The organism is Nocardia sp. NPDC046763 (genome assembly GCF_040645495.1).
Classification (GTDB): Bacteria; Actinomycetota; Actinomycetes; order Mycobacteriales; family Mycobacteriaceae; genus Nocardia.
The window spans coordinates 54,507-78,076 of sequence record NZ_JBEYYI010000033.1 but is presented as its reverse complement, the minus strand read 5'-3'; the positions used below and the strand labels follow the sequence as shown (position 1 = coordinate 78,076).

Below are 23,570 nucleotides of genomic sequence, written 5' to 3'. Positions count from 1 at the left end.
TGGTGGGCGGCCGGGTGTCGTGCCCGGATTTCGGGCACAGGTCACCGCGGTACGGCGGCGGGAACGATGCCGCCGTACTGCGTCGGGTTTGGAATTGGGGAGGTGAGCGGTCCGGTCAGCCGTCGAGGCCGAGCTCGCGGAGGCGGGCGCGGTAGAGCTCGACATTGCCGAGCTTCACGTCCTCGTAACCGCGGACCAGGTCGGGCAGGGCCGCCGCTTCGGTGGCGGTGGCGTAGCCGTCGGTGGTGAGCTCGCTCGCGAGGCGGTGGACCATGTCGGTGTAGTGGGACAGCAACTCCCGCTCCACCTTTCGGACGTGGGCGTAGCCGAAGGGGTCGAGCTTGGTGCCGCGCAGGGACTTGCCCTTGGCGAGCAGCTTCAGGGCCACATGGGATTTGGGCGTGAGGCCGATCTTCTTCTTGCGGCCGAGGGCGCGGAGCACCGGGGGATGCAGCTTGTAGGTGAGGTTCTTGCCGCCGGGGACCTGGGCCCGCACCTCGTCGAGGAAGGCCGGGTCGACCAGCAGGCGGGCCACCTCGTACTCGTCCTTGTAGGCGGTGAACTTGTACAGCCCGCGCGCCACGGCCTCGCTGAACTCGGTGCGCTCGGTGACCGCGCGCTCGGCGTTCCAGACAGCCTGGACGGTATCGATGTAGCGGCGGGCGACCTTGGCGTTCTGGTAGTCGACCAGTTCGGCGGCCCGCAGTTCGACCAGTCTCCGGACCTCGCCCTCGATGCTGGCGCCCGCCAGCAGCTCGGCGGGGGCGATCCGCGGAGTGCGCTGTGCCGCAGCAGTATCGGTGGCCGCGGCGAACGCGACCGGATCCGCGATGGCCACGCGGCCCCAGCGGAATGCCGCGATATTCGCCGATACCGCGACCCCGTTGATGGTGATCGCCTCTTCGATCGCCGCGGCGGGCAGCCGCAGGCCGCCGGTCTGGAACGCCGCGCCGACCATCAGGAAGTTGGCGGCGGCGGTGTTCCCGAACAGCTGCTGCGCGGCCGCCAGCGCATCGAAGTCGAACTGCGAATCCGACACCGCCGCAAGCCGATCCAGCAGCGGCGCGGTCTCCGGGTAGGTCACCGACTTGTCGTAGACCATGTCACCGGTCGGGGTCTGGCTGGTCGAGGCGACCACGACCGTCGCGGTCGGATTGCCGTACTGCAGGTTCTTGGGATCGGCGGCGGTCAGCAGATCGATGGCCATGATGCAGTCCGCGCTGCCGGGGGTGAGCCGGTTGGACGGCTCCAATTCCGTTGTGGAGAACCGCAGGTGGGACAGCACCGGCCCGGCCTTCTGGCTGAGCCCGATCTGATCCAGGCTCTCGACCGCGTACCCGGCCCGCAGCGCGGCGGTGGCCAGCACCTGGTTGACCGTCACGATGCCGGTGCCGCCGATGCCCGCGATGAGCACGTTCTGCGTGCCCAGCGGAGCGCCGAGTCCCGGATCGGTGACCATGGGCGGCTCGGCCGCCTTGACCATGGGCGGCTCGGCCGCCTTTCGCCGCTTCGCTGCGGCTCGCTCGGAACCCTTGCGCCCCTTGGTATCCGGGTTCAACTCCACCGTCACGAACGACGGGCAGTCGCCGTCCAGGCAGCTGTAGTCGGTATTGCAGGAGGTCTGGTCGATGCGCGTCTTGCGCCCGAACTCGGTCTCCACCGGCTGCACCGAAAGGCAGTTCGACTTGGTGCCGCAGTCACCGCAGCCCTCGCACACCGCCTCGTTGATCACCACGCGGGTATTGCGCACCGGCAGCGTGCCGCGCTTGCGCTGGCGGCGGGCGTCGGCGGCGCAGTGCTGGTCGTAGATCAGGACGGTGACGCCCTCGATCTCGCGCAGCATCTTCTGCGCCTCGTCGAGACGGTCGCGATGCCACAGCAGCGTGCCCTTGGCCAGCGCCTTCCTGCTGTGCCGCTTGGGATCGTCGGCGCAGATGACGATCTGCTTCACGCCCTCGACGGTCAGCTTGTGGGTGAGCTTCGCGACCGTCAGCCCGCCCTCGACGTCCTGCGCGCCGGTCATGGCGACGACCTCGTTGTAGAGCAGCTTGTAGGTGATGTTCACCCCCGCCGCCACGCACGCCTGGATGGCCAGCTGCCCGGAGTGGAAGAACGTCCCGTCGCCGATGTTCTGGAACAGGTGCGGCACATCGGTGAACGGCGCCTGCCCGATCCACTGGCTGCCCTCACCGCCCATCTGGGTCAGGCCGGTGACCGCGCTGTCGCTGCGTCCGGACAAGGTGACCAGGGTGTGGCAGCCGATGCCGCCACCGCCGATCGAGCCCTCGGGCAGTGCGGTGGAGCGGTTGTGCGGGCAGCCGCTGCAGAAGTACGGGGTGCGCTTGGCGGACAGCACCTCCAGTGAGAGCGCGGGCGGCGGAGCCTTCTTCAGCTCGACCCGCTCGCGCAGCGCCCGCCGCAGCGGGGCCAGCAGCCGGCCCGCGGTGAGCTCGCCGTCGAACGGCATGAGCGGCAGGCCGTTTCCGTCCAGCTTGCCGATGATCTGCGGGGCATCGACGGTGCCGTACAGGATTTCGCGAATCTGGGTCTCGATGAACGCGGTCTTGTCCTCGACCACGATCACCTGCTCCAGACCCCGGGCGAACTCGGTGACCCGCTGCGCCCCAACCGGATACGGCATGCCGATGCGCAGCAGGCGAATGCCCGTGCGGTGCATGGCCGCCTCGTCCACACCCAGATCGACCAGCGCCTGACGCACCGCGTCGAAGGTGGTGCCGGTGGCCGCGATGCCGATCCGCGCGTGTGCCGGATCCACCTCGATGACATCGAGATCATTGACCGCCCCGAAGGCGCGCACGGTGGCCCAGCGCGGCCCGTACAGGTCGGCCTCGGCCAGCACGCTGTCCGCGGGCGCCGCCATCGGCCGCTGCCGGTAGGCGAAAGTCTTTCCCTCCCACTGCACTTCGGGTACTGCGATGGGCAGCTCGGCGACCGAGGAATCCACCGTCCACGCACCGTCGGCGACATCCGCCACGATCTTCATGGCCACGATGCAACCCGAGGCCCGCGACAGCGCCACCCCCTGCATGCCCATCGTGATGATCTCGCGGGCATTGCGCGGGAACAGCACCGGCACACCCATGGCCGCCAGCGACCGCTCGCTCACCGCGGGCACGGTCGAGGACTTGGAGGCCGGATCGTCACCCACCAGCAGCAGCACGCCGCCGCGCGGATTCACCCCGTACATATTGGCGTGCCGGATGGCGTCGGTGGCCCGGTCGACGCCGGGCCCCTTGCCGTACCAGACACCGACGACGCCGTCGTGCGTCGCCGTCCCGGCGGGCAGATCCGCCTGGCTACCCCACACCGAGGTGGCCGCGAGCTCCTCGTTGAAGCCCGGCACGAAGGCGATGTCGTGTTCGGACAGCACATTCGGCATGCCCAGCAGCATCTTGTCGACCCCGCCCAGCGGGCTGCCCTGATACCCGGACACGAAGGTCGCGACCCGGCGGCCGGCGCGCATATCGCGGACATGCTGTTCCACCAGCAGGCGGGCGATGGCCTGCACTCCGGTGAGAAGGACCGGACCCGCGCCGGACCGGTATCGGTCGGCGAGGTCGTAGGGCGTAGCCGGTTCGGCCTGTCGTACAGGCGCGCAGGCAACGTCGGTCATGAACAGTCACCACACTCTCCACAGCCCAGATCGTGAGCTGCAAACCAAGGGACCAAAGCGATCGGTGCAGCGAAATCTGCCGTGATGTGTGATCTGTGTCAACAGACGCGCGAAAATTTGATCAGACTGCTCAAAAGTGATCTGGAACACTGTGACGCACGCAGCAGTTTGCTCGAGCGTCCTCGGCCCCGGCCCATCTCATGCTGCGCCTGGGCCGGTTCGTCAGTCGGCGGGCTGGCTCGTCAGATGCTCGACGAGCGGCAGCGACCGGTACTCCACCGGAGTCGCGAGGGCCAGCATGGTTTCGGTGTGCTTCACGCCGGGAATCGCATGCACGCGCTGAATGATGGACAGCAGATCCGGCTGGGACCGGGCCGCGATCCGCACCAGCAGATCCCCGCGCCCGGTCGTCGCGTGCACCTCGAGCACGTTCGGGAACTCCCGCAATGCCTCGACGATGTCGTTCATCCTGTTCTGGTTCACCTCGATGCCCAGGAACGCGTGCACCGCGAACCCGATGGCCTGCAGATCCACATCCGGTGGATACCCCCGCACCGCACCGGACGCCTCGAGCCGCTTCATCCGCGCCTGCACGGTGTTGCGTGCGATCCCCAGCCGCTGCGCCAACTCCAGAATCGGCACCCGCGGATCGGCCGCCAACTCCGCGAGCAGCGCGGAATCGAGGCCGTCGATCTTGATGCTCATGCCGCATTGTCGCACAGCGGCAGGCGGGGGCCGGCAGGCCGGAAACGTTGCTCCGGCTCGCCGTCCATGGCTCAGTTCAGGCCCGGGACCACGGCATTGCCGTCGTGATCGCACGTCGAGGTGGTGGCGTCGGCTACGCCGCGCAGGGAGGTGAGCAACGCGGGGGATACGGGGACGATCAGGTCCACGGTGCGATCGGCCGGGGTGCCCGCGGAGTGCGGTCCGCCGACCCGGGTGGGCTCGTTGAACGACAGTTCGCGATGCAGGGACGCGAGATCGAGCAGCTCCAAGCGCGGGCCGGGGCGCTCGGGGGCGGAGTGGTCGATCATGGTGGAGCGGATGATCAGATGATTCGAATCCTGTTGGGGGATGGACAGTTCCAGCAGGCGGGTCTGGCAGGGCCATTCGCACAGGCCGGAGGTGAGTACGTGCCAGAATCCGCCCGCGGCGTCCTCCGGCGGACCGGGACGGTGGCGCGGGGTCACCTCGTTGCGGTGCTCGTGCCCGGCGATCCACAGCACCACATTGCCGAAGCGGTGCAGCAGGGCCTCCAGATCGGCTGCGAGGTAGCGGGTTTCGCCGTCCGGGTCGGGTGTCGTATTGGTCAGCATGCCCAGCCCGTGGTGAGAGGCGATGATCACGACGCGGTCCCGGTTCCCGGTCCGGACGATCGCGCCGTCCTCGCCGCGATAGGACGAGTGCGCCGCGATCAGCCGACCGACCAGCCAATCCCATTGGCGTGCACCGATACTGCCGGTGACGTGCCCGGCGGGGTGGGTGGAGTCCAGCACGATCATCCGCACGCCGGGGACCGCGTCGTAGCTGTAGTAGGTGGTGCCCTCGGTCAGGTTCTGCTCGGTGAAGCCGTGGCCGCGCGGCTCGGTGGGGCTGTCCAGGTGGGCGCGCACGTATTCGGCCGGGCTGATGACCCGGCGGTCGGCCCGGGCGGCGATGGGTACGGCCGGACCCTGCGACAAGACGGTCGGATCGGGCAGATACCGCCGCATCGGATCGGCGGGCGGCTCGATGCCCAGCGCCGTGGGCGCGCTGTCGCCGGTGACCAGCGCCTGGTACTCCGGGGTGACGGGCGCGCGGCCCTGGACCAGGCAGTCGTGATTGCCGAAGCAGGCCAGCCAGGGCACACCCAGGCCGCGGGTGCGGAAGGGGCGGGCTGCGGCCGCCAGCAGGCCCGGAATGTCGGGGAATCCGTGCTCGCGCTTGTAGACGTCGCGGGATTCCGGTTCCGGGTTGTAGAACTCGGCCGAGACGGCGTGCGCGGGGAGCGTTTTGGTCTCGGTCGCACCGAAGTTCGGGTCGAGCACGGTGTCGCCGTCCAGCAGGGCGAACAGGGCCGACAGCTCGTTGGACTGCGCGCTGTCGATATTGTCGCCGGTGGTGACGACGAAATCGATGGTGTCCGTGCCGAGTTCGCGCAACGTGCGAACAGTGGCCTCGAAGGCCTGCAACGCCACCGGTTCCTGCGGGCGGTAGGCCGGGAACATGAACTCCCACCCGGGCCGGCCCGCCAGTCCGTGCAGGAAGGTGAGACGGCCGGGGGAGACCGGGTCGGCGATCTGGAAGTCGGTCAGCTGAACGAATCGCGCGATGGTCGCGCCAGGGTCGAGGGTGGCGCCGGGGGCGAGTTCGGTGCGGGCCGACCGCGGTTCGGCCGGACCGCGTTCCAGCCCCCGATACCGGCCGTCCGTGTCGAGTGCCGCGCCCGGCCGGATCGTGTGATCGGGAAAGGTCACTGGCTCAGCCCACGGATTCCGGTGCGGCCGAACCGGATTGCGTCCGGCCGGAGCCGGAGATCTCCGCCGAGAGCTCTTCCAGCGTGCGCCCCTTGGTCTCCGGGGCCAGGGTGGCCGCGATGGCGAGGCCGATGACACTCGCGCCCACGAACAGCCACAGCACGTGGTGCAGGCCCCACGACTTGATCAGCGTGGGCAGCCACAGGGTGCCGATGATCGCGCCGATCCGCGACACCGCGGTGCCCAGGCCGTTGGCGGTGGCGCGCACGGCGGTCGGGAAGACCTCGCTCGGATAGACCAGGTTCACGATGCCCGGGCCGGAATTGGCGAACAGCACCGCCGCGCCGAGCAGCACCACCAGGCCGGTCAGTCCCGGGTTCGGCCACAGCGCCAGCACCGTCAGCGCGAGGAACATACCGATGAAGCCGACGATCAGCAGCGGACGGCGGCCCACCCGGTCGACCAGGGCGACGCCGGTGAACGCGCCGGCGACGCCGACCAGGGCGATGATCAGCGATCCCGTATAGGTGCCGGTCGTACCGGTGGTGACCTGCCTGAGGATGGTCGGCGTGTACAGCGTGATGCCGTAGTACGACAGCGTGTACATGAACCAGAACCCGCAGCAGAAGAACGTGTAGCGCAGCAGCGGCATGGTCAGCAGCGTGCGCCACGGTGAATCATGCTGCGGTGCAGCGGGTCCGGACAGGCGTACGGTGGCGTCGCCGAGTCCGGTGAGCACGGCGTTCGCCTCCTCGCCGCGGCCCTGGGCGGCCAGCCAGCGTGGGGATTCCGGGATGCTGCGCCGCATCCACAGCACGATCAGCGCGAACACCGCACCCAGGACCAGCATGACGCGCCACATGGCGTCGCCCAGCGGGAGCAGGGCCAGCGCGAAGGCGTAGGTGGTCGCCGCGCCCACGAACCAGGTGGCGCCGAGGCGGCACATGAGGCTGCCGCGGCGTTGGGCGGGCGCGTATTCCGCGAGCAGCGCGGTGGAGATGGTGTAGTCCGCGCCCAGGGCCAGGCCCAGCAGGAAGCGGCAGGCCAGCAGTTGCCAGGCGTCCTGGGCCAGCGCGGCGACCAGGGCGAAGAAGACGAACCCGATGAGGTTCACCAGGTACATCTTCTTGCGGCCCAGCCGATCGGTGAGGCGGCCGAAGACCAACGCGCCTACGAACATTCCGACGACGGCGGCCGCGGAGAGCGCACCGGCCATGAAGCTGGACAGGTGCCACTGCTTGGTGACGGTCGGCAGCGCGACCGCGATCACCGTGATGTCGAAGCCGTCGAGGAACATTCCGGCGGCCGAGAGCACGGTCACCTTGCGGTGGAAGGTGGTCAGCTCGGTGGAGTCGAGGACTGAAAAGGCATCGCCGGACACGATGATCCTTCCTGGGGGGATCGAATTGCTCAATCGTTTTAGCAAAGGTAGAGGTGTTGAGGCGAGCATCCGCCTCGGACGTTGTCGAGAGTTCAGAGCGCGGTCATCCGAGTTCAGCCTCCGTTCGCTAGTGTTTCTCTCCGTGGTAGCCGGGAGCGAACCGATCACGCAGCGCGATGTGGCGATATCGCTCGGAGTCTCCATTTCGGCGGTCAGCCTGGCACTCGCCGGGCGGCCCGGCGTCAGCGACCAGCTGCGAGAGCGCATTCTCCAACGCGCCACCGAACTCGGCTACCGGCCCAATGCCTCCGCGGTCGCCCTGCGCACCCGGCGCACCCGGGTACTGGGACTGCTCATCCGCAACCTGCGCAACCCGCACTTCCTCGATGTGATCGACGGCTTCGACGAAACCTGTTCCGCCGCGGGCTACGACGTCATGGTCGGCTCCTCGCGCTACGACGCCGGCCGGGAGCGCCAGCTCCTCGACGCCTTCCAGCATCGGGCCGTGGACGGGCTGGCCATCGCACCCATCGGCACGAGTCCGCATGCGCGGGAATGGCATTCGGTCACCCGGCGGCCCGTGGTGCTGCTCGACACCGCCGACCGCGAGCGTCCCGGGCTCACCATGAGCGTGCGCTCGGACCAGGAGACCTCGGTCGATCTCGCGGTGCGGCATCTGCTCGGGCTGGGACACCGGCGGCTGGCCATGGTGGTCGCGCCACCGGAGAAGTCCCCGGATCCCGAACGGCTGGAACGCTTCCGGCGGCTCGGCGCCGAACTCGGATTCACCGCACTCCCGGTGACCACCGAACTCTCCGCCGACGCCGCCCGCGCCGCGGTCACCGCGGCCCTGCGGGCGCACCCGGACGACCGGCCCACCGCGTTCATCACCAACAGCGACTACATCGCCCACACCGCCTACCTGTCCGCCGCCGACTGCGGACTGCGTGTGCCCGAGGATGTTTCGGTCATCGGCCACGACGACCTCCCCACCTCCCCCTCCCTGTCCCCGGCCCTCACCACCCTGGCCGTGGACCGCCGCGCCATCGGCTGCCGCGCCGCCACCCTCCTGATCGACGCCCTCCACTCCCGCCCGATCGACCAGCCCAATATCGTCGTCCCGGTCCACCTCGAGGTCCGATCCTCAACCGCCCCGCCACCCCGAACCACCTAGATCGCGCCGCCGGGTCCGGCCATCTACTACGAGGACGACATACCCGACGGGCAGGAGGCATTCATCGCCGAGACCGGCGGTTCTTCGACGAGCCCATGCCCGGCCGCACCGAAGCGCTCGGCGGCGCCTTCCGGTTCGGCAAGGCGGGTGTCGACGCGCCGTTCGTGGCGGCGCATCAGGAGTAGGACTGAGCGCAGCCCGGCGAATCCCTTGTGGCAGAACGCGGTACCCGCCGACGGCATGCCGACGATCCCGTATCGGGACCCTGCCGCTAACGCCACTTTCCGGCACCCCGATGATCTAAGGGTGAAGCGTGCGCGGCGGGAAGCCATGAAGACCAGGTCACTGGCCATTCTCGCGATGGGCGCCGCCCTCGCGGCGGTGGCCACCGGCTGCGGGACCACCACCTCGACGGCCCCCACCTCCACAACCCCCACCTCGGCTTCCGCCGCCCAGCAGTCCGCCGCTCCGGCGGGCAGCGGCCACGGGCTCTGCCTCGACATCAATTCCGACCTGGCCCGGGCCGCCATCGCACGGCTGTCGCCGCCGCCGGTCGGCGGGTGGAAGGCGGGTCAGGCGGCCGATGATCAGATCTCCGCGGGTTGTGCCGGGGTGCTGTCCTGGATGACGGTGAATTCCGACACCAACCACCCGTACACCCACGTTCTGTTCTTCACCAACGGCACCTACCTGGGGACCGCCACCCCCGACCCGTACATGTACACGATGGTGACCGGCAAGACTCGTACCTCGTTGTCGCTCACCTACCACTGGCTCAACGGCAACGATCCCATGTGCTGCCCCCAGGGCGGACCCAGCGTGGTCACCTTTAACCTCACCGGCACCACTGTGAAGGCCGACGGCCAGCTCCCGCCGCACAATTGAACCGTCCGTAACCCGAGGAGACGTCCGGCGTGCGAGTTGGAATCCTGTCGTTCGCGCTGGTCGTCGCCACCGCGCTGCTGACCGCCGACAGCACGGCCGCGCCGCCGCGTCCGGCCCCGATCGCAGCGGTCGGCGGCCGGTTCACCCCGCCCATGGGCTGGAATTCGTGGAATTCCGGAATTCCGCTGACCGAGCAGAACATCCACGAGGTCATCGACACCATGGTCGGTTCCGGCATGCGCGACGCCGGATACCGCTACGTGAATCTGGATGCCGGATGGGCGGCGCCGAAACGCGACGCCGCCGGGAACCTGCGGGCCGATCCGCGGCGGTTTCCGCACGGCATGGCCGCGCTCGCCGACTACGCGCACGCGCGCGGCATGTATCTGGGCCTGTACTCGAGCCCTTACAACGAAACCTGTGGGCAGACGCCCGGCAATGCCGGGCGCGGGCACGAGACCGCGGATGCGCGGACCTTCGCGGGCTGGGGCGTCGACTTCCTCAAATACGACTGGTGCCGCGCCGACGCCGACCTCGCCGAGCAGGTGCCCGCCTTCACCGCCATGCGGGATGCCCTGCGTGCCAGCGGGCGCCGGATCGTCTACAGCATCAACCCGAACAGTTTCGGCAATCTGCACGCCGGCGGGGACTACGACTGGTCGACCATCTCGGATATGACCCGCAATACCGCGGATCTGATTCCGCTGTGGCACAACGGGTCGCCCGATCAACACCTGGCCACCCGATCCGGGCGGGGCCTGATCGGCGTCACCGACGAGCTGGGGGCCGCCGAACCGCTGGCCCGCCGAACCCGCCCCGGCTACTGGAATGACCCCGACATGATGGTGGTCGGACTGCCGCTGACCGAATTCATCAGCGCCCACCTGGCGGGCTATCCGGCCGATGTGCTGGCCGGGACGCTGACCACCCGCCAGATTCTGGAACTCGAGACGTCGTTCGATCTGTCGCCCGAGGTGATCGACCGCCTGCGCGATCCGCAGTTCAGCCTCGATCCCGAGGAGCAGCGCGCGCACTTCTCGCTGTGGGCCATGCTCGCGGCGCCGCTGATCGCCGGAAACGATGTGCGCGCGATGTCCGAGCAGACCCGCGCCCTGCTGACCAATGCCGATGTCATTGCCGTGGACCAGGATTCGCGGGTGGCGCAGGCGACGCCGCTGCCGGGGGACGGGCGAATTCTGGTCAAGCCGCTCGCCGGCGGCGCGGTGGCGGTGGCCGTGTTCAATCCCGGCGATCGGGCGGTGACCATCGAAACAGGGCTGGCCGCAACCGGATTGCGGCAGGCGGAGTGTTACTCGGTGCGCAATCTGTGGACGCACACCGACACCACGACCACCGGTGCGCTGAGCGCCGCCGATATTCCGGCGCACGGGGTGGCCATGTTCGAGGTCGGTTCCGGCTGCGCGGCAATTCCGTCCGGAGAGTAGACAGTAGAACTATCGGATAGTTACGCTATCCATTATGGATGCCAGTACTGAACCCGAATCCGCCGCCGAACCCGGCCCCGCCTCGGGAGTCAGCAGGCGACGGCTCCTCACCACCACCGGAGTCGCCGCGACCCTCACCGCGGCGGCGGGAGCGGCAGGCGGCATCGCCCTCGTCCAGGGCGGAGCGCCGACTCCCGTGGTAAAGCCTTCCGGCGCACGGCGTTTCGACCGGAAGGTAGTGCTGATCACCGGCGCCACCTCCGGCATCGGCCGCTCGGCCGCCCTGATGTTCGCCGCCGAGGGCGGGCACGTCGGATTCTGTGGCCGCAGAGAACAACTCGGCCGCCAGGTCGAGCAGCGGATTCGGGCGGCGGGCGGGGAAGCCACCTACATCCGGGCCGATGTCCGGGTGGAATCCGATGTGCGCCAGTTCGTGGACGCGGTCGCCGACAAGTACGGCGGGCTCGACGTCTGCTTCAACAATGCGGGCATCACGCTGCAGAAAGCCTTGCACGAATACAGCTCCGCCGAATGGGACGACGTCGTCGGCACCGACCTGCGCGGCAACTTCCTGGCCTTGAAATACGAGATCCCGCACCTGATCGCCCGTGGCGGCGGGGTCGTGGTCGTCACCTCCTCGTCCAACGCCATCGCCACCACCGAGGGCCGGGCCGCCTACACCGCCGCCAAACGCGGGCTGGTCGGCATGGTCCAAGCGGCGGCCCACGACTACGCGGACAAGAACATTCGCATCAACACCCTCATCCCCGGCACCACCGACACCGAACTGGTCCGGCGCGCGGCAGGCGCGATGAACCTCCCCGACGAGGTATGGAAGACCATGGCCGAGGTCTACGGCAAACAGCACGTCCCCGGCCTGCGTCGGATGGCCACCCCCGACGAGATAGCCGCCTTCGCCCTGGCCCTGGCCTCCGACGACTTCCCGTACATGACCGCCGCTCAGATGGTGATCGACGGCGGCAAAACCGCCTACGCGGGATAACGGTGACTTCGGATCAATGGGTCTGCGTGATGCGGCTGTGGACCTCGGCGGCCACCGCGGTGTCTCCGCGGGGAGTGGGGTGGAAGGGCAAACCGACCAGGTTCACCTTGGGGTCCAGGACGGAGAGGAGCCAGGGGTCGGGGGAGCAGAGGCCGTGGCCGGCGGTGGGGGTCCGGGCGTCGACGAAGTCGATGGAAAGGGCTTGGGCGGCGTCGCGTTCGGCGTCGTCGAGGCGGTTCCAGAATTCGTTGATGGCAGTGGCTCGGGGCTGGACGTAGCGGAAGACGCCCAGGACGTCGAGACACCAGGCGGTCGAGTTCGCCGGGGCCAGTTCGGGATAGCCGACCAGCTCGATCTTGGCGTTGGGGGCGTAGTACTTCACATAGTCGACGACTTTGCGGATGCGGTCGGCGTAGGCCGGTCCGTTGACCGTGTCGAGGTCGGGCCATCGGCCCTGGGACACCGCGACGGCGTCGCAACCCTGAGAGACGTTGAACGCGCAGGTCAATTGGGCGGGGGCATCGGCGGTGGTCGCCGAATCATGCGGCCACTCGTCGTTGGCTCCCAGCTGGATCGCCACCACCTGGGTGCGTGGCCCGAACGCCCCGCTCTTGGCGGCCTTGATCGCCAGCTGCGCCAGGGTGTAGCCGTCGCGGCCCGGAACCTGCTGCCCGCTCGAGGTCACGGGGCCGCTGTCGATCGACGCGTTGGTGCACGTGGCGTTCTCGAAGTCCGAGGTTCCGGCGACGCCCATGAGCGCGCTCAGCTGGACGGGCCAGGACGTGTCGCGGTGCAGGCATTCGTGTGCCGCGACGTCGTTGTTGCCGTCGCATTTCACCAGGACCCCATCACACGGCGGGTTTGCGGCGAACGAATCACCCATGACCACAAGCGTTTTGCCCTCGACCGGAGCCGGTTCGTCGGCGGCGGCGGTGCCTATCGAGCCGGCCGCGGCGAGAACGGCGACGGCGGCGGCCAGCCTGAGTGGAAGCACGGCCCCGCTGCTGGTCCTGAAACTGATCAATGCAAATCCTCGATGACGTCGGCACTCTCGCTCAAGAGGCCGGTGGGACAACCATATAGGTCAACTTCGGCCAAGCGACCGACATGGGAACCAGGGGCTCGCGGCAGACGAACACGGTCACGTGGTGATTCTGTCCGGCGATGCCGAACGGGTTGTCCATCTGCAAAGCCGGTGTGGTGTGGGCGAAATTGGCCAGGAAGGCCCGCAGCTCCGGTCCGTCGTTGTAGCCGACGTACATGATGGTCGTGGCCGAGTCCGGCGGCGGACCCCATTCGGCGAAGCCACGATTGGGGCTGTACACCGGTGGGATCCATTCGGACCGTCCGTAGTGGTCGAGCGCCCCGGCCTCGTTGTAGGCCTCGGTGACGACGACGGCACCGGCCTGTTCCTCGGCCGGCAGGCCGATCGCCACCTTGTGCACCGCGTCGGCCAGGTCCTCCCAGTTGTCGTTGCCGTAGTGCTGCAGAAAGCCCCAGTAGCCGGTGTCCGGCACGTCGATCCAGCTCTTGGGGTAGGGGAGCACCGCCAAGCACGCGGTCAGCACCGCCGAGAGGACGGTGAGGCCGGTGAACAACCGCCGCAGCAGCAGGGCGCGGGTACCCGCGATGTCCAGGAATCCGGACAGGGTCGACGCGCCCGCGCCGAAGATCGCGGGAACGATCCCGGCGACGTAATAGGACCGCCCGTGCCCGACGACGACCAGAACCACCATCAGCAGGGCGGCGATCAGCACGAACCGGTACGGCCGCAGCTTCGGTTCCCGAGCCAGGCCGTACAGGCCCAGCACGCCCAGCCCGCCGCCGAGGAATCCGGTGACCACCATGATCGCCACGACCGTCCCCAGCTGTCCGCCGTCGCTCCCCGCCGTTTCCTGGGCGATGGCGCTGTTGGTCGCCAGCTGTGGCCAATGGTGGGAGGCCTGCCACAGCAGGGCGGGCGTCATGGCGGCCGCGAAGATCAACAGCCCGGCCCACAGTGCGGGGCGGCGCAAGACCTCGCGGGGTCCGACGGCGAGAACGCCGAGGGCGACACAGGCCCCCAGCATCAGCACCAGCCATTTGTCCTGCACGTCGATCGCCGCCGCCACACCCGCGGCGATGAGCAAGCGGTCCTGCCGGATGCGCACCCAGCGAACCAGCAGCCAGATGATCAACGCCTGGAACGCCACGTCCAATGCGACGCTGTCCAGCACGGTGTAGGCGACGACGAACGGTGAGACGGCGTACCCCGCCGCGGCGAGCATCTGGTAGCGCGGCCGCGCACCGCATTCGCGGGCCACCGCCGCCGCGAGGACGGACACCGCGATCAGCAGCAGCAACCCCGGGATCCGCAGCGCGAGAACCGATCCGGGGGCGATCACGTCGGCTGCCCGCGCGATCAGCGGTATCACCGGTCCGTTGTCGACGTAATCGACCGCCAGTCGCCTACCACACGCGAGGTAGTACAGCTCGTCACCGGCGAGCTGGAACCGTGCCGCGGAGACCGACCAGACGAGCGTGATCAACCCCGAGACCAGCAGGACACCGCGCCACGCGAATTCGGGTGGCGCCGAGGTCGATTCGGATTCTGGGGTGTACGTGAGCGTCATTGCTTCTCCGATGGATGCGCCACGGCGGTACGACCGGCCGGGCGGGGTGCGGCCGTGTCAGTGGGTTTGCGCCACGTGGCTGTAGACGGTGGCGGCCACGGCGGCGTCCCCGCGGGGTGAGGGATGGAACGGCAAGCCGGCCAGGTTTATCTGCGGATCCAGAAAGCCGTTGAACCACGGATCGGCAGAGCACAATCCGTGACCCGAGGTCGCCTGCTTCACATCGACGAAGTCGATCTGGAGAATCCCGGCCGCGTCGCGTTGCGCATCCTGTAGCCGGTTCCAGAACTCGACCATGGCGCGAGCCCGCGGCTGCACCCAGTGGACGAGGCCGAGGAAGTCGAAGCACCACTCCGAGGCGCCCTCCGGCGCCACCTCGGGATAGCCGACCAGTTCGATCCTCGCGTTCGGCGCGTAGTACTTCACGTAGTCGACGACTTTGCGAATGCGGTCGGCGAAGGCCGTTCCGGTGATCGCATCGAGCGCCGGCCACCGGCCCTCGGCCACCGCGTTCTCGTCGCAGCCCTCGAGGACGTTGAACACACAGGTGAAGACCCTGGTCGCGTCGGCGGTGATCGCGTCGTCCTTCGGCCATGCGTCGTTGAAGCCCAGCTGGATCGCCACCACCTGGGTACGCGGCCCGAACGACCCGTCCCGAGCGGCTTCGATCGCCTCCTGCGCCAGGGTGTATCCGTCCCGGCCCGCGACCTGCTGCCCGGTCGACGTCACCGGACCGGTATCGATCGTCGCGCTCGAGCACGAATTGTTCTCGAAGTCCTCGGCCGCTACCCCCATCAGTCCACTCAGCTGGACGGGCCACGAGGTAGGGCCGTGGAGGCAGGCCCGCAAACCGGTGCTGTTCGAGTCCGAGCATTTCACCAGCACCGCATCGCACGGTGGGTTCGCGGTGTACGAGTCACCGAGCACGACGAGGGCGCGGCCCGGCGCCGGTGCGGGTTCGGCGTCGGCCGTACCCGCCGACACCGTCGCGGCGAGAACGCCGACGACGGCGGCCGCCAGTCGAGGCCGGAAAACGGCCCTCCCTGTTGTCCATGAACTGGTCAAATGCGAATCCTCATCAAGCCACAGCCAGGCCGATTCGGGCTTCGACCAGGAAAAGTAAAATATCTATATTTCACTTCATCGGCAAGCAGTTGATCGGTACGGACCACCTGGTCTGCAGGGTTGGAACCGTACACGCGACAGTGGCCCAGGCGAGGCGTAACGGCAGTTTCGACCGTGACCCCGCGTACCCGCGGCCCGCGCGTCTGTGGCGGCTCACGATCAACCACACACAATGCGCCGACCGTGCGGGGTCGAGCACGTTCTCGTCCGCATTCTTTTTGCGCAGTTCGGACACGACATTTGGTGTCGAGGAGGAAGGCCAAGGCCAAACCGTCCAGTCGATATCTCGTGGGGTGGCGCGATCGCGTGTCAGGCCGAGATCGTCGAGGGTCGGCCCGGAGCGCAGGAATTCCTAGGAAGCGCGGTGTCGTCCTTCCGCGCCCACGTTATCCTTACCAGAGGGATGAAGTAAGGAGAACTCATGGACGCGGTTGCTCGGTTGACGTCGAAGGGCCAGCTAACGGTGCCCAAGGCGATTCGGGACGCGCTCGAACTGCACGTTGGTGACAACGTGTTGTTTCGTATTGAGGGACAGGTTGTGGTGCTGGCACGGACTCCGGACCTGCTCGAGTTGGCTGGCAGTGTGCCGGTGCCGCCTCAGGTTCGCGGACGGTCCTGGGAGGAGATTCGCGAGGCCGCGTGGGCATCGCAATGGCGAGAAGGTGAGGCGTGACGGTCTTTCTGGACACCAATATCCTCATCCGCCATCTCACCCAGGATCCGCCCGAAATGGGGAAGCGCGCGAGCGCCTTTCTCGCGCAATCGGATTCACTGCATCTGCCGGATATTATCCTGGCCGAGACGGTCTATGTCCTGCAGAGCGTCTACCAGGTAGCCAGACCTCAGGTTGCCGCCTTGGCGCGCGTGCTGGTCAGTTCGCGGAACATCGTGACCGACAATCCGGCCCTGCTCATCAGGACGATCGATGTCTACGAGCACTATCGGCTTTCGTTCGCCGACGCTTATCTGGTGGCTCTGGCAGAAGCTGCCCCCGGATCGAGCGTCGCTTCCTTCGACAAGGGCATCGGCAAGGTCGAGACGATAGTCCGCATCGAGCCCTGACCGCCCGGTGGCGTTGGACTCGATTGCCGTGCCGGTGGATTCGGTTGGGAATGCGACGAGGCCCCGATCCCGCGGCTACAGGGCGGCACGGAGAGCATCAACAACATCGCCGACCGCCAGCGCCATCGTTGTACATCGCACCTCCGTCACCTGGCGCTGAGTCGCGAGGGTGGTTCGGTCAGTTCGTAGGATAGGCGGGGCTCCTCCGGGAGAACTTCTGACCGGAGGTGGCATGCTGCAGGACGCGAAACGCCAACTGATCGGGCGGCATCGGGAGCTGGAGGCGTTGGACCGCCTGCTCCGCGAGGTACGCGACGGGCGCAGTGGGGTACTGGTGCTGCGCGGTGAGGCCGGGGTCGGCAAATCGGCGCTGCTCGATCATCTGGCCGAACAGGCGACGCACATGCAGACCGTGCGCACGGTCGGCGTCGAAGCGGAGTCCGATTTCGCGTATTCAGGGCTGCAACGACTCTGTGCTCCTCTGCTCTCACGCATCGACCGGCTGCCGCCGGTGCAGCAGGACGCGCTGCGTGTCGCGTTCGGCCTGAGCGCGGGACATCCCCCCGAGATGCTGCTGGTCGGGATGGCGGTTCTGGGTCTGTTCGCCGAGACGGCGGCCGAGACTCCGCTGTTGTGCCTGATCGACGACGCGCAATGGCTGGACCTGATGTCCCAGCGGATCCTGGCGTTCGTCGGGCGGCGGCTGGACGCCGAGTCGGTGGCCATGATCTTCGCCGAGCGCACCATCGAGGGGAAGTGTGCCGAAGAACTTTCCGGTCTGCCGGACCTTCCCGTGTACGGGCTCGCCGACCAGGACGCCCGGGCGCTCCTCGACAGTGCGTTGCCGAGGCCGGTCGACGCCCGCGTGCAGGACCGGATCGTCGCGGAGACCGGCGGGAATCCGCTCGCTCTACTGGAGCTCCCCCGCAATCTGTCGCCGACCGAGTTGGCGTTCGGCTTCGGCGGACCGGGCGGCGCACCGATGGAGACCCGGCTCGAAGACAGCTTCCGACGACGCATCGACACCCTGCCGGACGACACCCGCACCCTGTTGCTGGTCGCGGCAGTCGAGCCCGTCGGCGACGGCCCGCTGCTCGGGCGTGCCCTGCGCGTGCTCGGTATCGGGCTCGATGCCGCCGCACCGGCCGAGGCCGCGAACCTGATCACCCTGGGAACCGCGGTGCGGTTCCGGCATCCGCTGGTGCGCTCGGCGCTCTGGCGCGGTGCCGATGCCGCCGCGCTGCGTGCGGCGCACCAGGCACTCGCCGAGGCCACCGACGCCGAGCGCGACCCTGACCGGCGAGCCTGGCATCGAGCCCACGCCGCGGTCGGGCCGGACGAGCAGATCGCCGCCGCCCTGGAACGTTCGGCCGATCGAGCCCTGGCGCGCGGTGGCAGAGCGGCGGCGGCCTCCTTCCTCGAACGGGCCGCCACGCTCACTCCCGACTGGGAGGAACGGGGGCGGCGGATGTTGGCGGCGGCCGGGACCTATCTCGCGGCGGGCGCGCCGACCCGGGTACCCGACTTGCTCGCCGCCGCCGAGCTGGGGCCGCTGGACCGTCGGCAGCAAGTGGAGGCCACCCGGCTGCGAGCAATGGCGTCGTACCAGGCCAAGCCAGGGCTCGGTGCGGTCCAGCCGCTGCTCGCCGTCACGAACCAGCTCCGAGATCTCGACCCCGCCGCCGCACGCGCGACCTGCCTGTCGGCCCTCGGCGCGGCCCTGTGGGCCGGACGACTCGAACCCGACGGGTTACCACGGACCATTGAGACGGCCCTCGGCCTGCCGCCCGGCGACGACCTGGCGGGAGCCTTCTCGAGCGCGTTCGCCACCTTCTACGCCGATGGTCCCGGCGCGGCGATTCCCTTCCTGCAGAAGGCACTTGGTGACCACGTCGCCGATGGCGACCCGGGGGTGCTGTGGCTGGCGTTTGCCGCCGCGGTGGAGTTGGGCGATCTTCAGACCTGCCTGAGCATCACGGAGCGCGCGGCCGCTACCGCCCGGGCCACCGGCACGTTGTCGCTCATCCCGACCGCATTGAACTTCCACATGGTCGCCCTGATCCACTCCGGGCGATTCGCCGAGACGCGGGACCTGCTCGCCGAGATGGCCGCCGCCGAGGACTCCATGCGCCTGTCCCCGACCGTGCTCGCCCCGGCCATGATCGCCGCCTACCGGGGAAGAGAACGACAGGCGTTGGGCGCGATCGAGATCCTGGAACGTGACGGTGAACAGCGCGGCCTGGGCCGACTGCTGGGCGTCGGAGGGTGTGCGCGGGCGGTGCTCCACAACGGGCTCGGAAACTATTCGGGCGCACTGGAAGCCGCTCGTTATGCCCTGGAGTATCAGGACTTCGCCCTGAACCACTGGGCAGACTGTGAACTCGTCGAGGCAGCGGCTCGCACCGGAGAGCAGACCATCGCGGCCGAGGCACGCGACCGACTGGCGGACTGGGCTCGGACAGGCACCTCCTGGGCCCACGGCGCGCACGCCCTAGCCGAAGCGCTCACCGACGCAACCGGATCGGCCCGCTCGGCCGAACAGACCGAGGATCGCTACCGCGAGGCCATCGGCCACTTCGGTCGGGGCGGGCTCGGTGTGCTCGAGGCCCGGACCCGGCTGCTCCTGGGAGAATGGCTGCGCCGCCGGAACCGCCGGGCCCAAGCCCGCGACGAGTTGCGCGCCGCCTACGACGGGTTCGTGACCATGGACATGGAGGCCTTCGCGGAACGAGCCCGGCGCGAGCTGTTCGCCACCGGTGCGACGGTCCGCAAGCGGACCGTCGGAACGCCGGTGCTGACTCCGCAGGAGGCGCAGATCGCCCGGCTCGCGGCCGCCGGACGCCCGAACGTCGAGATCGGCGCCGAGCTGTTCCTCAGTCCTCGGACCGTCGAATGGCATCTGCGCAAGGTGTTCACCAAACTGGGCGTGTCCTCTCGTCGCGAGCTCGACGGCGCCCTCTCCGATCGATGACCTCGAGGGGATCCTCGGAAATGGACTATGAAAGGACTGCACGCAGCTCTCGGCGCGAGCCGATGCCGAGCTTGGCGAACACCTTGCGTAGGTGCCACTCGATCGTCCTGGCACTGAGGAACAGCTCTGCCCCGATCTCCGCGTTCGAACGCCCATCCCGTGCACGCTCGGCAATCCGGCGTTCCTGCTCGGTCAACTCACCAGTCGACGGCGCGGACGTTTTCGGCACCGAAACGCCGCACGCGGCGAGTCCGAGGTGCGCACGTTCAGCGAAAGCTTCGGCACCGATCCGAACGAATATCGAGTGCGCCGTGCTCAACTGTTCGGAGGCGTCCACCAACCGGTCCTGTCCGCTCAGCCATTCGCCGTAGAGCAGATGCGCGCGTGCCAGCGCGACCACGCCACGGCTGCGGCGGAGCCGATCTATCGCCTCACGGTAAAGCTCCTCGGCCGCGGAACCTACGTTGAGCAAGGCACGCGAGCGGGCCTCGATACCCAATCCCCAGTCGGTCGCGCTGGGAGCGGTGGTTCTGACGAGTCGATCCAGGGCCTGCTCGGCGACGGCTCGGTCACCGCAACGGACCGCCGCCTCGACCAGCTCGCTCGAGGCCCAGGACGCGAACGCGGTCTCCCCGGGGTTTGCGGCGGCGAGTGCGGCAGCATCCCTCGCCTCGGTGAAACGGCCGAAACCGTTGAGCAGGACGGCGTTCGTGTAATTGACCAGGGTGAATCCGAGGCCCTCGCCTCTCTCGGCCGCGGTAGCTCGGGCGGCCCGGATCAGATCGCGAGCGTCGGTCCGGCCGCGCCAGGCGGCCACCGCCGCCGCGTCATAGGCGGGGCGGGCTATCCCGGTTGCTTCGGCGACGATCTTGGATTCCGCGAGCAGATCGGCCGCCGCCTGAAACTCGCCGGCGTGCAGATGCGCGGCGATCCGCTGGGTCATCACGACCGGCAACATGGTCAGCGCGCCTATCTCCCGGGTATGACGGACGTTCAGCTCGGTGATCGCTTCCCACGCCGCGTCATCCCAGACCTCGTACGTCCCGTGCGCTGCGATGATGAGCCAGCGCGTCGCTTCTTCGCCCGAAAGGTCGTCGCGGCGAAAGGCATCCAGCGCATGCCGGACCAGCGGGGTCCCCTTGGCATGGCCTTCGGTGAACAGCACGGCATACGCGTCGAGCAGAAGGTCCTGCGGCCGCGGCGTCCCGTCCGGCCGAGGTGCGGTGGCCGCCGCGGTGGCCACGTGCGGCACCGTCGCCTTGTCGGCATAGCGGCCTGCCAGCAATGCGTAGGTGATGGCGTCCAGGTAGGTCTCGCGGGATAGAACCGGGTCGAGCCGTTCGAACCGTTGTGCCGTTTCCAATAACAGCACAGGGGCACGGGCGGAGTCGCCGGTCGCGAAGGCCAGATACCCCCGCAATTGCCCGATATGGGCTGATCGCAGCTCGTCGTACGGGCCGGACTCCGCCTTGTCGAGCAGGATTCGAGCCCCGTCCAGAGCGCCCGAATGGTATTTGTCCCTGGCTGCGGCGAATTCGCGGTCGGCACGGAGTGCCGGGTCTGCCGTCAATGCCGCCGCGCGTTCACGGAACGCCGCAGCGGCGGCCAATCCGCCGCGGGCCTGGGCTCGGTCCGCCGAGGCCGCCAACTCTGCGGCCACCGTCTCGTCGGGGTTCTCGGTGGCGTGGGCGAGATGCCACGCACGGCGGTCCGGATCGGCATCCCCTGACGTCGCCTCGGCAAGGGCCCGGTGGATCCGGCGCCTGGCATCCGGCGTGGCGGCGTGGTAGACGGCAGAACGTATCAACGGATGGCGAAATGCGATCCGGACTCCCACAGTGAGCAACGCAGCTTCCTCAGCGGCGTCCGCGGCTCCTGGGCCCAGTCCGAGGACTGCCGCGGCCCGCCAGATCAGCACCGGATCGCCCGTCGAGTCGGCGGCCGCGAGCAAGAGCAGTTCCTGAGAGTCGGCGGGCAGCTCGGCGATCCGTCTCAGGAAGCTCTCCTCGATCCGTCCAGTCAGGGCGGAGGCGTCGAACAGGCCGAAACCGCCTGCGAGGCGGTCGGGTGAGGTGAGCGCGAGCTCGAGCAGCGCCAGCGGATTGCCTCGGGCCTCAGCGAGGATCGCGGCGCGGACGCCGCCGTCGAGCGGCCAGCGCAGCGCCGAATTCAATAGTCGGAGCGCGGCGTCCGCGTCGAGACCCTGAACCGTTAGTTCGTTCAGGCCTCGCATGCTCGGAATCGGTTCCCGGCTCGCGATCAGCAGGAGGGTCGACTCGGCTCGTAGCCGACGTGCCACAAACGCCACCACTTGCGCCGAGGCGTCGTCGAGCCAGTGCGCGTCGTCGACGATGCACAGCAGCGACTGCTCGCGTGCTGCCTCAGCGAGCAGGTTGAGCACGCCGAGCCCGACGAGGAACGGGGTAGGTGCTTCGCCGGCTCGCAAGCCGAATGTGGTTGCCAGCGCGTCGGACTGGGGCGTCGGCAGCCGATCGACTCCGTCCAACAGTGGCAGGCAAAGCTGGTGAAGGGCAGCGTAGGGCAGTTCCATTTCGGACTCGATGCCGGCGACTCGCAAGATCCGGACATCCCTGACGGCATGCCGGGCATAGTCGAGCAGCGCGGTCTTCCCGACGCCTGCCTCACCCAGTATGACGAGCGCATCGCTACGCCCATCCCGCGCCGCTGTCAGCAGGGTGTCCAGTCTCGCGCACTCCGTACTTCGCCCAAACAACATCACGATCTCTCTGCGGGTGGATATCCGCGTTTTTTCCAGCGCCTACCCTTCCAGGGTTTCACCACAGATTCGAACCGCTGACCTCCGGGGGACCGAGCGGCCTGTCGACCCCGCCGAGCGGGCTCGCCTCTCGGGATGGGGACGGGCCCGAACCGACATACGCCCGGTACACGGCCTGCCGAGTCGTTTTCTTCAGTCATTCGACGGTTTCCGTAGGGCTGCCGATCGGTGATCCTCGAGGGAAGTCACTGCGCCAGCGGCAGATCGTCGTGCAATCGGAAGGTCGGTTCGTGAAACAAACCCATGTAGTCCTCATCCACGGTGCATGGTTCCACATGTCGTCTTTGCAAGGCTGGGCGCAGAGGTTCGCCTCGCACGGTTTCGCGGTGCGCATCCCGGGCTGGCCCGGCGAATCCGACACCGCGGCACAGGCCCGCTTCGCGGAGGGCACGTTCGAGGACCTCGGGCTCGCAGCGCTCAGCTCCCATTACGAAAAGATCGTTCTCTCCTACGACAACCCGCCGGTGCTCATCGGGCACTCGGCCGGTGGCCTCATCGCCCAGCAACTCCTCGGCGCGGGTCTGGGCTGTGCGGCGGTTGCGGTCGCCCCGTTGCCGGTTGATGGGGTACCGCTGAGCGATGCCTCGTTTCAACCCGGCGCGGGGCATCTGGAGTCCGGGCAGCTGTCCCGGGCCGACTTCCGCGACGTTGTCGCCAATGCGGTCGGTGAGACGGAAGCCGAGCAACTCTTCGAACGGTACGCAGCGCCAGCGCCACTCGGGCTTCTCGCGGACCTCGGGTTCGCTCGTCTCGACATCGGGTCGGTCGGCACCATCGTGAACACGGCCAACCCTGCGCGTGGACCGCTGTTGCTGATCTCCGGGCAGGAGGATCGGATGGTTTCGGATGCCGTCACTCGCTCGGTATACAAGTTGTACGGCGATTCACCCGCGGTGACCGATCTGAAGCAGTTCGCTGATCGTGGCCACTCGCTCGTGTTCGACAGCGGGTGGCGTTCGGTCGCCGATCATGTCCTGACCTGGCTGGCCGCCAACGGCATAGCAGCCATGACCACAGCAGACTGA

Annotated in this window: 17 protein-coding genes; 8 read left to right on the top strand and 9 right to left on the bottom strand. The window is 68.4% G+C overall.

The features are described from left to right. Nucleotides 1–115: 115 nt before the first annotated feature. From ABZ909_RS37210 to ABZ909_RS37195, 4 genes are all read right to left on the bottom strand, one after another. The gene (locus tag ABZ909_RS37210) at nucleotides 116–3,634 is read right to left on the bottom strand and encodes an indolepyruvate ferredoxin oxidoreductase family protein (RefSeq protein ID WP_357009703.1); all 3,519 of its coding nucleotides are present in this window, start codon (nucleotides 3,632–3,634) and stop codon (nucleotides 116–118) included. Nucleotides 3,635–3,856: 222 nt separating this feature from the next. Continuing rightward, nucleotides 3,857–4,339, bottom strand: a complete 483-nt coding sequence (locus ABZ909_RS37205) for an Lrp/AsnC family transcriptional regulator (RefSeq protein ID WP_357009700.1) — start codon at nucleotides 4,337–4,339, stop codon at nucleotides 3,857–3,859. A gap of 71 nt (nucleotides 4,340–4,410) precedes the next feature. Beyond that, nucleotides 4,411–6,090: a hypothetical protein gene (locus tag ABZ909_RS37200; RefSeq protein WP_357009697.1), complete on the bottom strand. Its 1,680-nt coding sequence runs from the start codon at nucleotides 6,088–6,090 to the stop codon at nucleotides 4,411–4,413. 4 nt (nucleotides 6,091–6,094) lie between these two features. Next, a complete protein-coding gene (locus ABZ909_RS37195; RefSeq protein WP_357009694.1) occupies nucleotides 6,095–7,540 on the bottom strand; it encodes an MFS transporter in 1,446 nt (481 codons plus the stop codon). A 73-nt stretch (nucleotides 7,541–7,613) separates the two neighbouring features. Between ABZ909_RS37195 and ABZ909_RS37190 the strand changes: the two genes are divergently transcribed. Beyond that, nucleotides 7,614–8,645, top strand: coding sequence for a LacI family DNA-binding transcriptional regulator (locus tag ABZ909_RS37190; RefSeq protein WP_357009692.1), 1,032 nt, complete (start codon nucleotides 7,614–7,616; stop codon nucleotides 8,643–8,645). A 26-nt stretch (nucleotides 8,646–8,671) separates the two neighbouring features. On the opposite strand, the gene ABZ909_RS37185 is transcribed toward ABZ909_RS37190, so the two are convergent. Beyond that, the gene (locus ABZ909_RS37185) at nucleotides 8,672–8,887 is read right to left on the bottom strand and encodes a hypothetical protein (protein WP_357009689.1); all 216 of its coding nucleotides are present in this window, start codon (nucleotides 8,885–8,887) and stop codon (nucleotides 8,672–8,674) included. Between the two features lie 64 nt (nucleotides 8,888–8,951). Between ABZ909_RS37185 and ABZ909_RS37180 the strand changes: the two genes are divergently transcribed. The 3 genes from ABZ909_RS37180 to ABZ909_RS37170 are packed head-to-tail and all read left to right on the top strand — an operon-like array spanning nucleotide 8,952 to nucleotide 11,978. Next, nucleotides 8,952–9,530, top strand: coding sequence for an LppP/LprE family lipoprotein (locus ABZ909_RS37180; protein WP_357009686.1), 579 nt, complete (start codon nucleotides 8,952–8,954; stop codon nucleotides 9,528–9,530). 29 nt (nucleotides 9,531–9,559) lie between these two features. Beyond that, nucleotides 9,560–10,975, top strand: a complete 1,416-nt coding sequence (locus ABZ909_RS37175; RefSeq protein WP_357009684.1) for a glycoside hydrolase family 27 protein — start codon at nucleotides 9,560–9,562, stop codon at nucleotides 10,973–10,975. 34 nt (nucleotides 10,976–11,009) lie between these two features. Next, nucleotides 11,010–11,978 (top strand): SDR family NAD(P)-dependent oxidoreductase, encoded by a 969-nt coding sequence (locus ABZ909_RS37170; protein ID WP_357009681.1) that lies wholly within the window; start codon nucleotides 11,010–11,012, stop codon nucleotides 11,976–11,978. Between the two features lie 13 nt (nucleotides 11,979–11,991). On the opposite strand, the gene ABZ909_RS37165 is transcribed toward ABZ909_RS37170, so the two are convergent. Genes ABZ909_RS37165 through ABZ909_RS37155 form a run of 3 tightly spaced genes read right to left on the bottom strand, consistent with a single transcriptional unit; the run spans nucleotide 11,992 to nucleotide 15,655 of the window. Further along, nucleotides 11,992–13,002: an SGNH/GDSL hydrolase family protein gene (locus ABZ909_RS37165; RefSeq protein ID WP_357009679.1), complete on the bottom strand. Its 1,011-nt coding sequence runs from the start codon at nucleotides 13,000–13,002 to the stop codon at nucleotides 11,992–11,994. Between the two features lie 31 nt (nucleotides 13,003–13,033). Further along, nucleotides 13,034–14,590 (bottom strand): glycosyltransferase family 39 protein, encoded by a 1,557-nt coding sequence (locus tag ABZ909_RS37160; RefSeq protein WP_357009677.1) that lies wholly within the window; start codon nucleotides 14,588–14,590, stop codon nucleotides 13,034–13,036. A 57-nt stretch (nucleotides 14,591–14,647) separates the two neighbouring features. Beyond that, the gene (locus ABZ909_RS37155; protein ID WP_357009674.1) at nucleotides 14,648–15,655 is read right to left on the bottom strand and encodes an SGNH/GDSL hydrolase family protein; all 1,008 of its coding nucleotides are present in this window, start codon (nucleotides 15,653–15,655) and stop codon (nucleotides 14,648–14,650) included. A 481-nt stretch (nucleotides 15,656–16,136) separates the two neighbouring features. On the opposite strand from ABZ909_RS37155, the gene ABZ909_RS37150 reads away from it, so the two are divergent. From ABZ909_RS37150 to ABZ909_RS37140, 3 genes are all read left to right on the top strand, one after another. Next, a complete protein-coding gene (locus ABZ909_RS37150; RefSeq protein WP_357009671.1) occupies nucleotides 16,137–16,388 on the top strand; it encodes an AbrB/MazE/SpoVT family DNA-binding domain-containing protein in 252 nt (83 codons plus the stop codon). After that, complete coding sequence (locus ABZ909_RS37145) at nucleotides 16,385–16,777, top strand: PIN domain-containing protein (protein ID WP_357009668.1); 393 nt, start codon at nucleotides 16,385–16,387, stop codon at nucleotides 16,775–16,777. The genes ABZ909_RS37150 and ABZ909_RS37145 overlap by 4 nt, the downstream gene beginning before the upstream one ends. A gap of 232 nt (nucleotides 16,778–17,009) precedes the next feature. Next, on the top strand, nucleotides 17,010–19,748 hold the full coding sequence (locus ABZ909_RS37140) for a LuxR family transcriptional regulator (protein ID WP_357009666.1): 2,739 nt from the start codon (nucleotides 17,010–17,012) through the stop codon (nucleotides 19,746–19,748). A 25-nt stretch (nucleotides 19,749–19,773) separates the two neighbouring features. Here the strand turns inward: ABZ909_RS37140 and ABZ909_RS37135 are convergent, their stop codons facing one another. Continuing rightward, entirely contained in the window at nucleotides 19,774–22,485 is a 2,712-nt protein-coding gene (locus ABZ909_RS37135) for an AAA family ATPase (RefSeq protein ID WP_357009664.1), read from the bottom strand. Nucleotides 22,486–22,775: 290 nt separating this feature from the next. Between ABZ909_RS37135 and ABZ909_RS37130 the strand changes: the two genes are divergently transcribed. Next, on the top strand, nucleotides 22,776–23,570 hold the full coding sequence (locus ABZ909_RS37130) for an alpha/beta hydrolase (protein WP_357009661.1): 795 nt from the start codon (nucleotides 22,776–22,778) through the stop codon (nucleotides 23,568–23,570).

Coding starts and splice junctions, on each gene's coding strand:
- ABZ909_RS37210 (WP_357009703.1), bottom strand. CDS start 3,634: ATGACCGACGTTGCCTGCGCGCCTGTACGACAGGCCGAACCGGCTACG.
- ABZ909_RS37205 (WP_357009700.1), bottom strand. CDS start 4,339: ATGAGCATCAAGATCGACGGCCTCGATTCCGCGCTGCTCGCGGAGTTG.
- ABZ909_RS37195 (WP_357009694.1), bottom strand. CDS start 7,540: ATGCTCGCCTCAACACCTCTACCTTTGCTAAAACGATTGAGCAATTCG.
- ABZ909_RS37185 (WP_357009689.1), bottom strand. CDS start 8,887: ATGCCGTCGGCGGGTACCGCGTTCTGCCACAAGGGATTCGCCGGGCTG.
- ABZ909_RS37170 (WP_357009681.1), top strand. CDS start 11,010: ATGGATGCCAGTACTGAACCCGAATCCGCCGCCGAACCCGGCCCCGCC.
- ABZ909_RS37160 (WP_357009677.1), bottom strand. CDS start 14,590: ATGACGCTCACGTACACCCCAGAATCCGAATCGACCTCGGCGCCACCC.
- ABZ909_RS37150 (WP_357009671.1), top strand. CDS start 16,137: ATGGACGCGGTTGCTCGGTTGACGTCGAAGGGCCAGCTAACGGTGCCC.
- ABZ909_RS37140 (WP_357009666.1), top strand. CDS start 17,010: ATGCTGCAGGACGCGAAACGCCAACTGATCGGGCGGCATCGGGAGCTG.
- ABZ909_RS37135 (WP_357009664.1), bottom strand. CDS start 22,485: ATGTTGTTTGGGCGAAGTACGGAGTGCGCGAGACTGGACACCCTGCTG.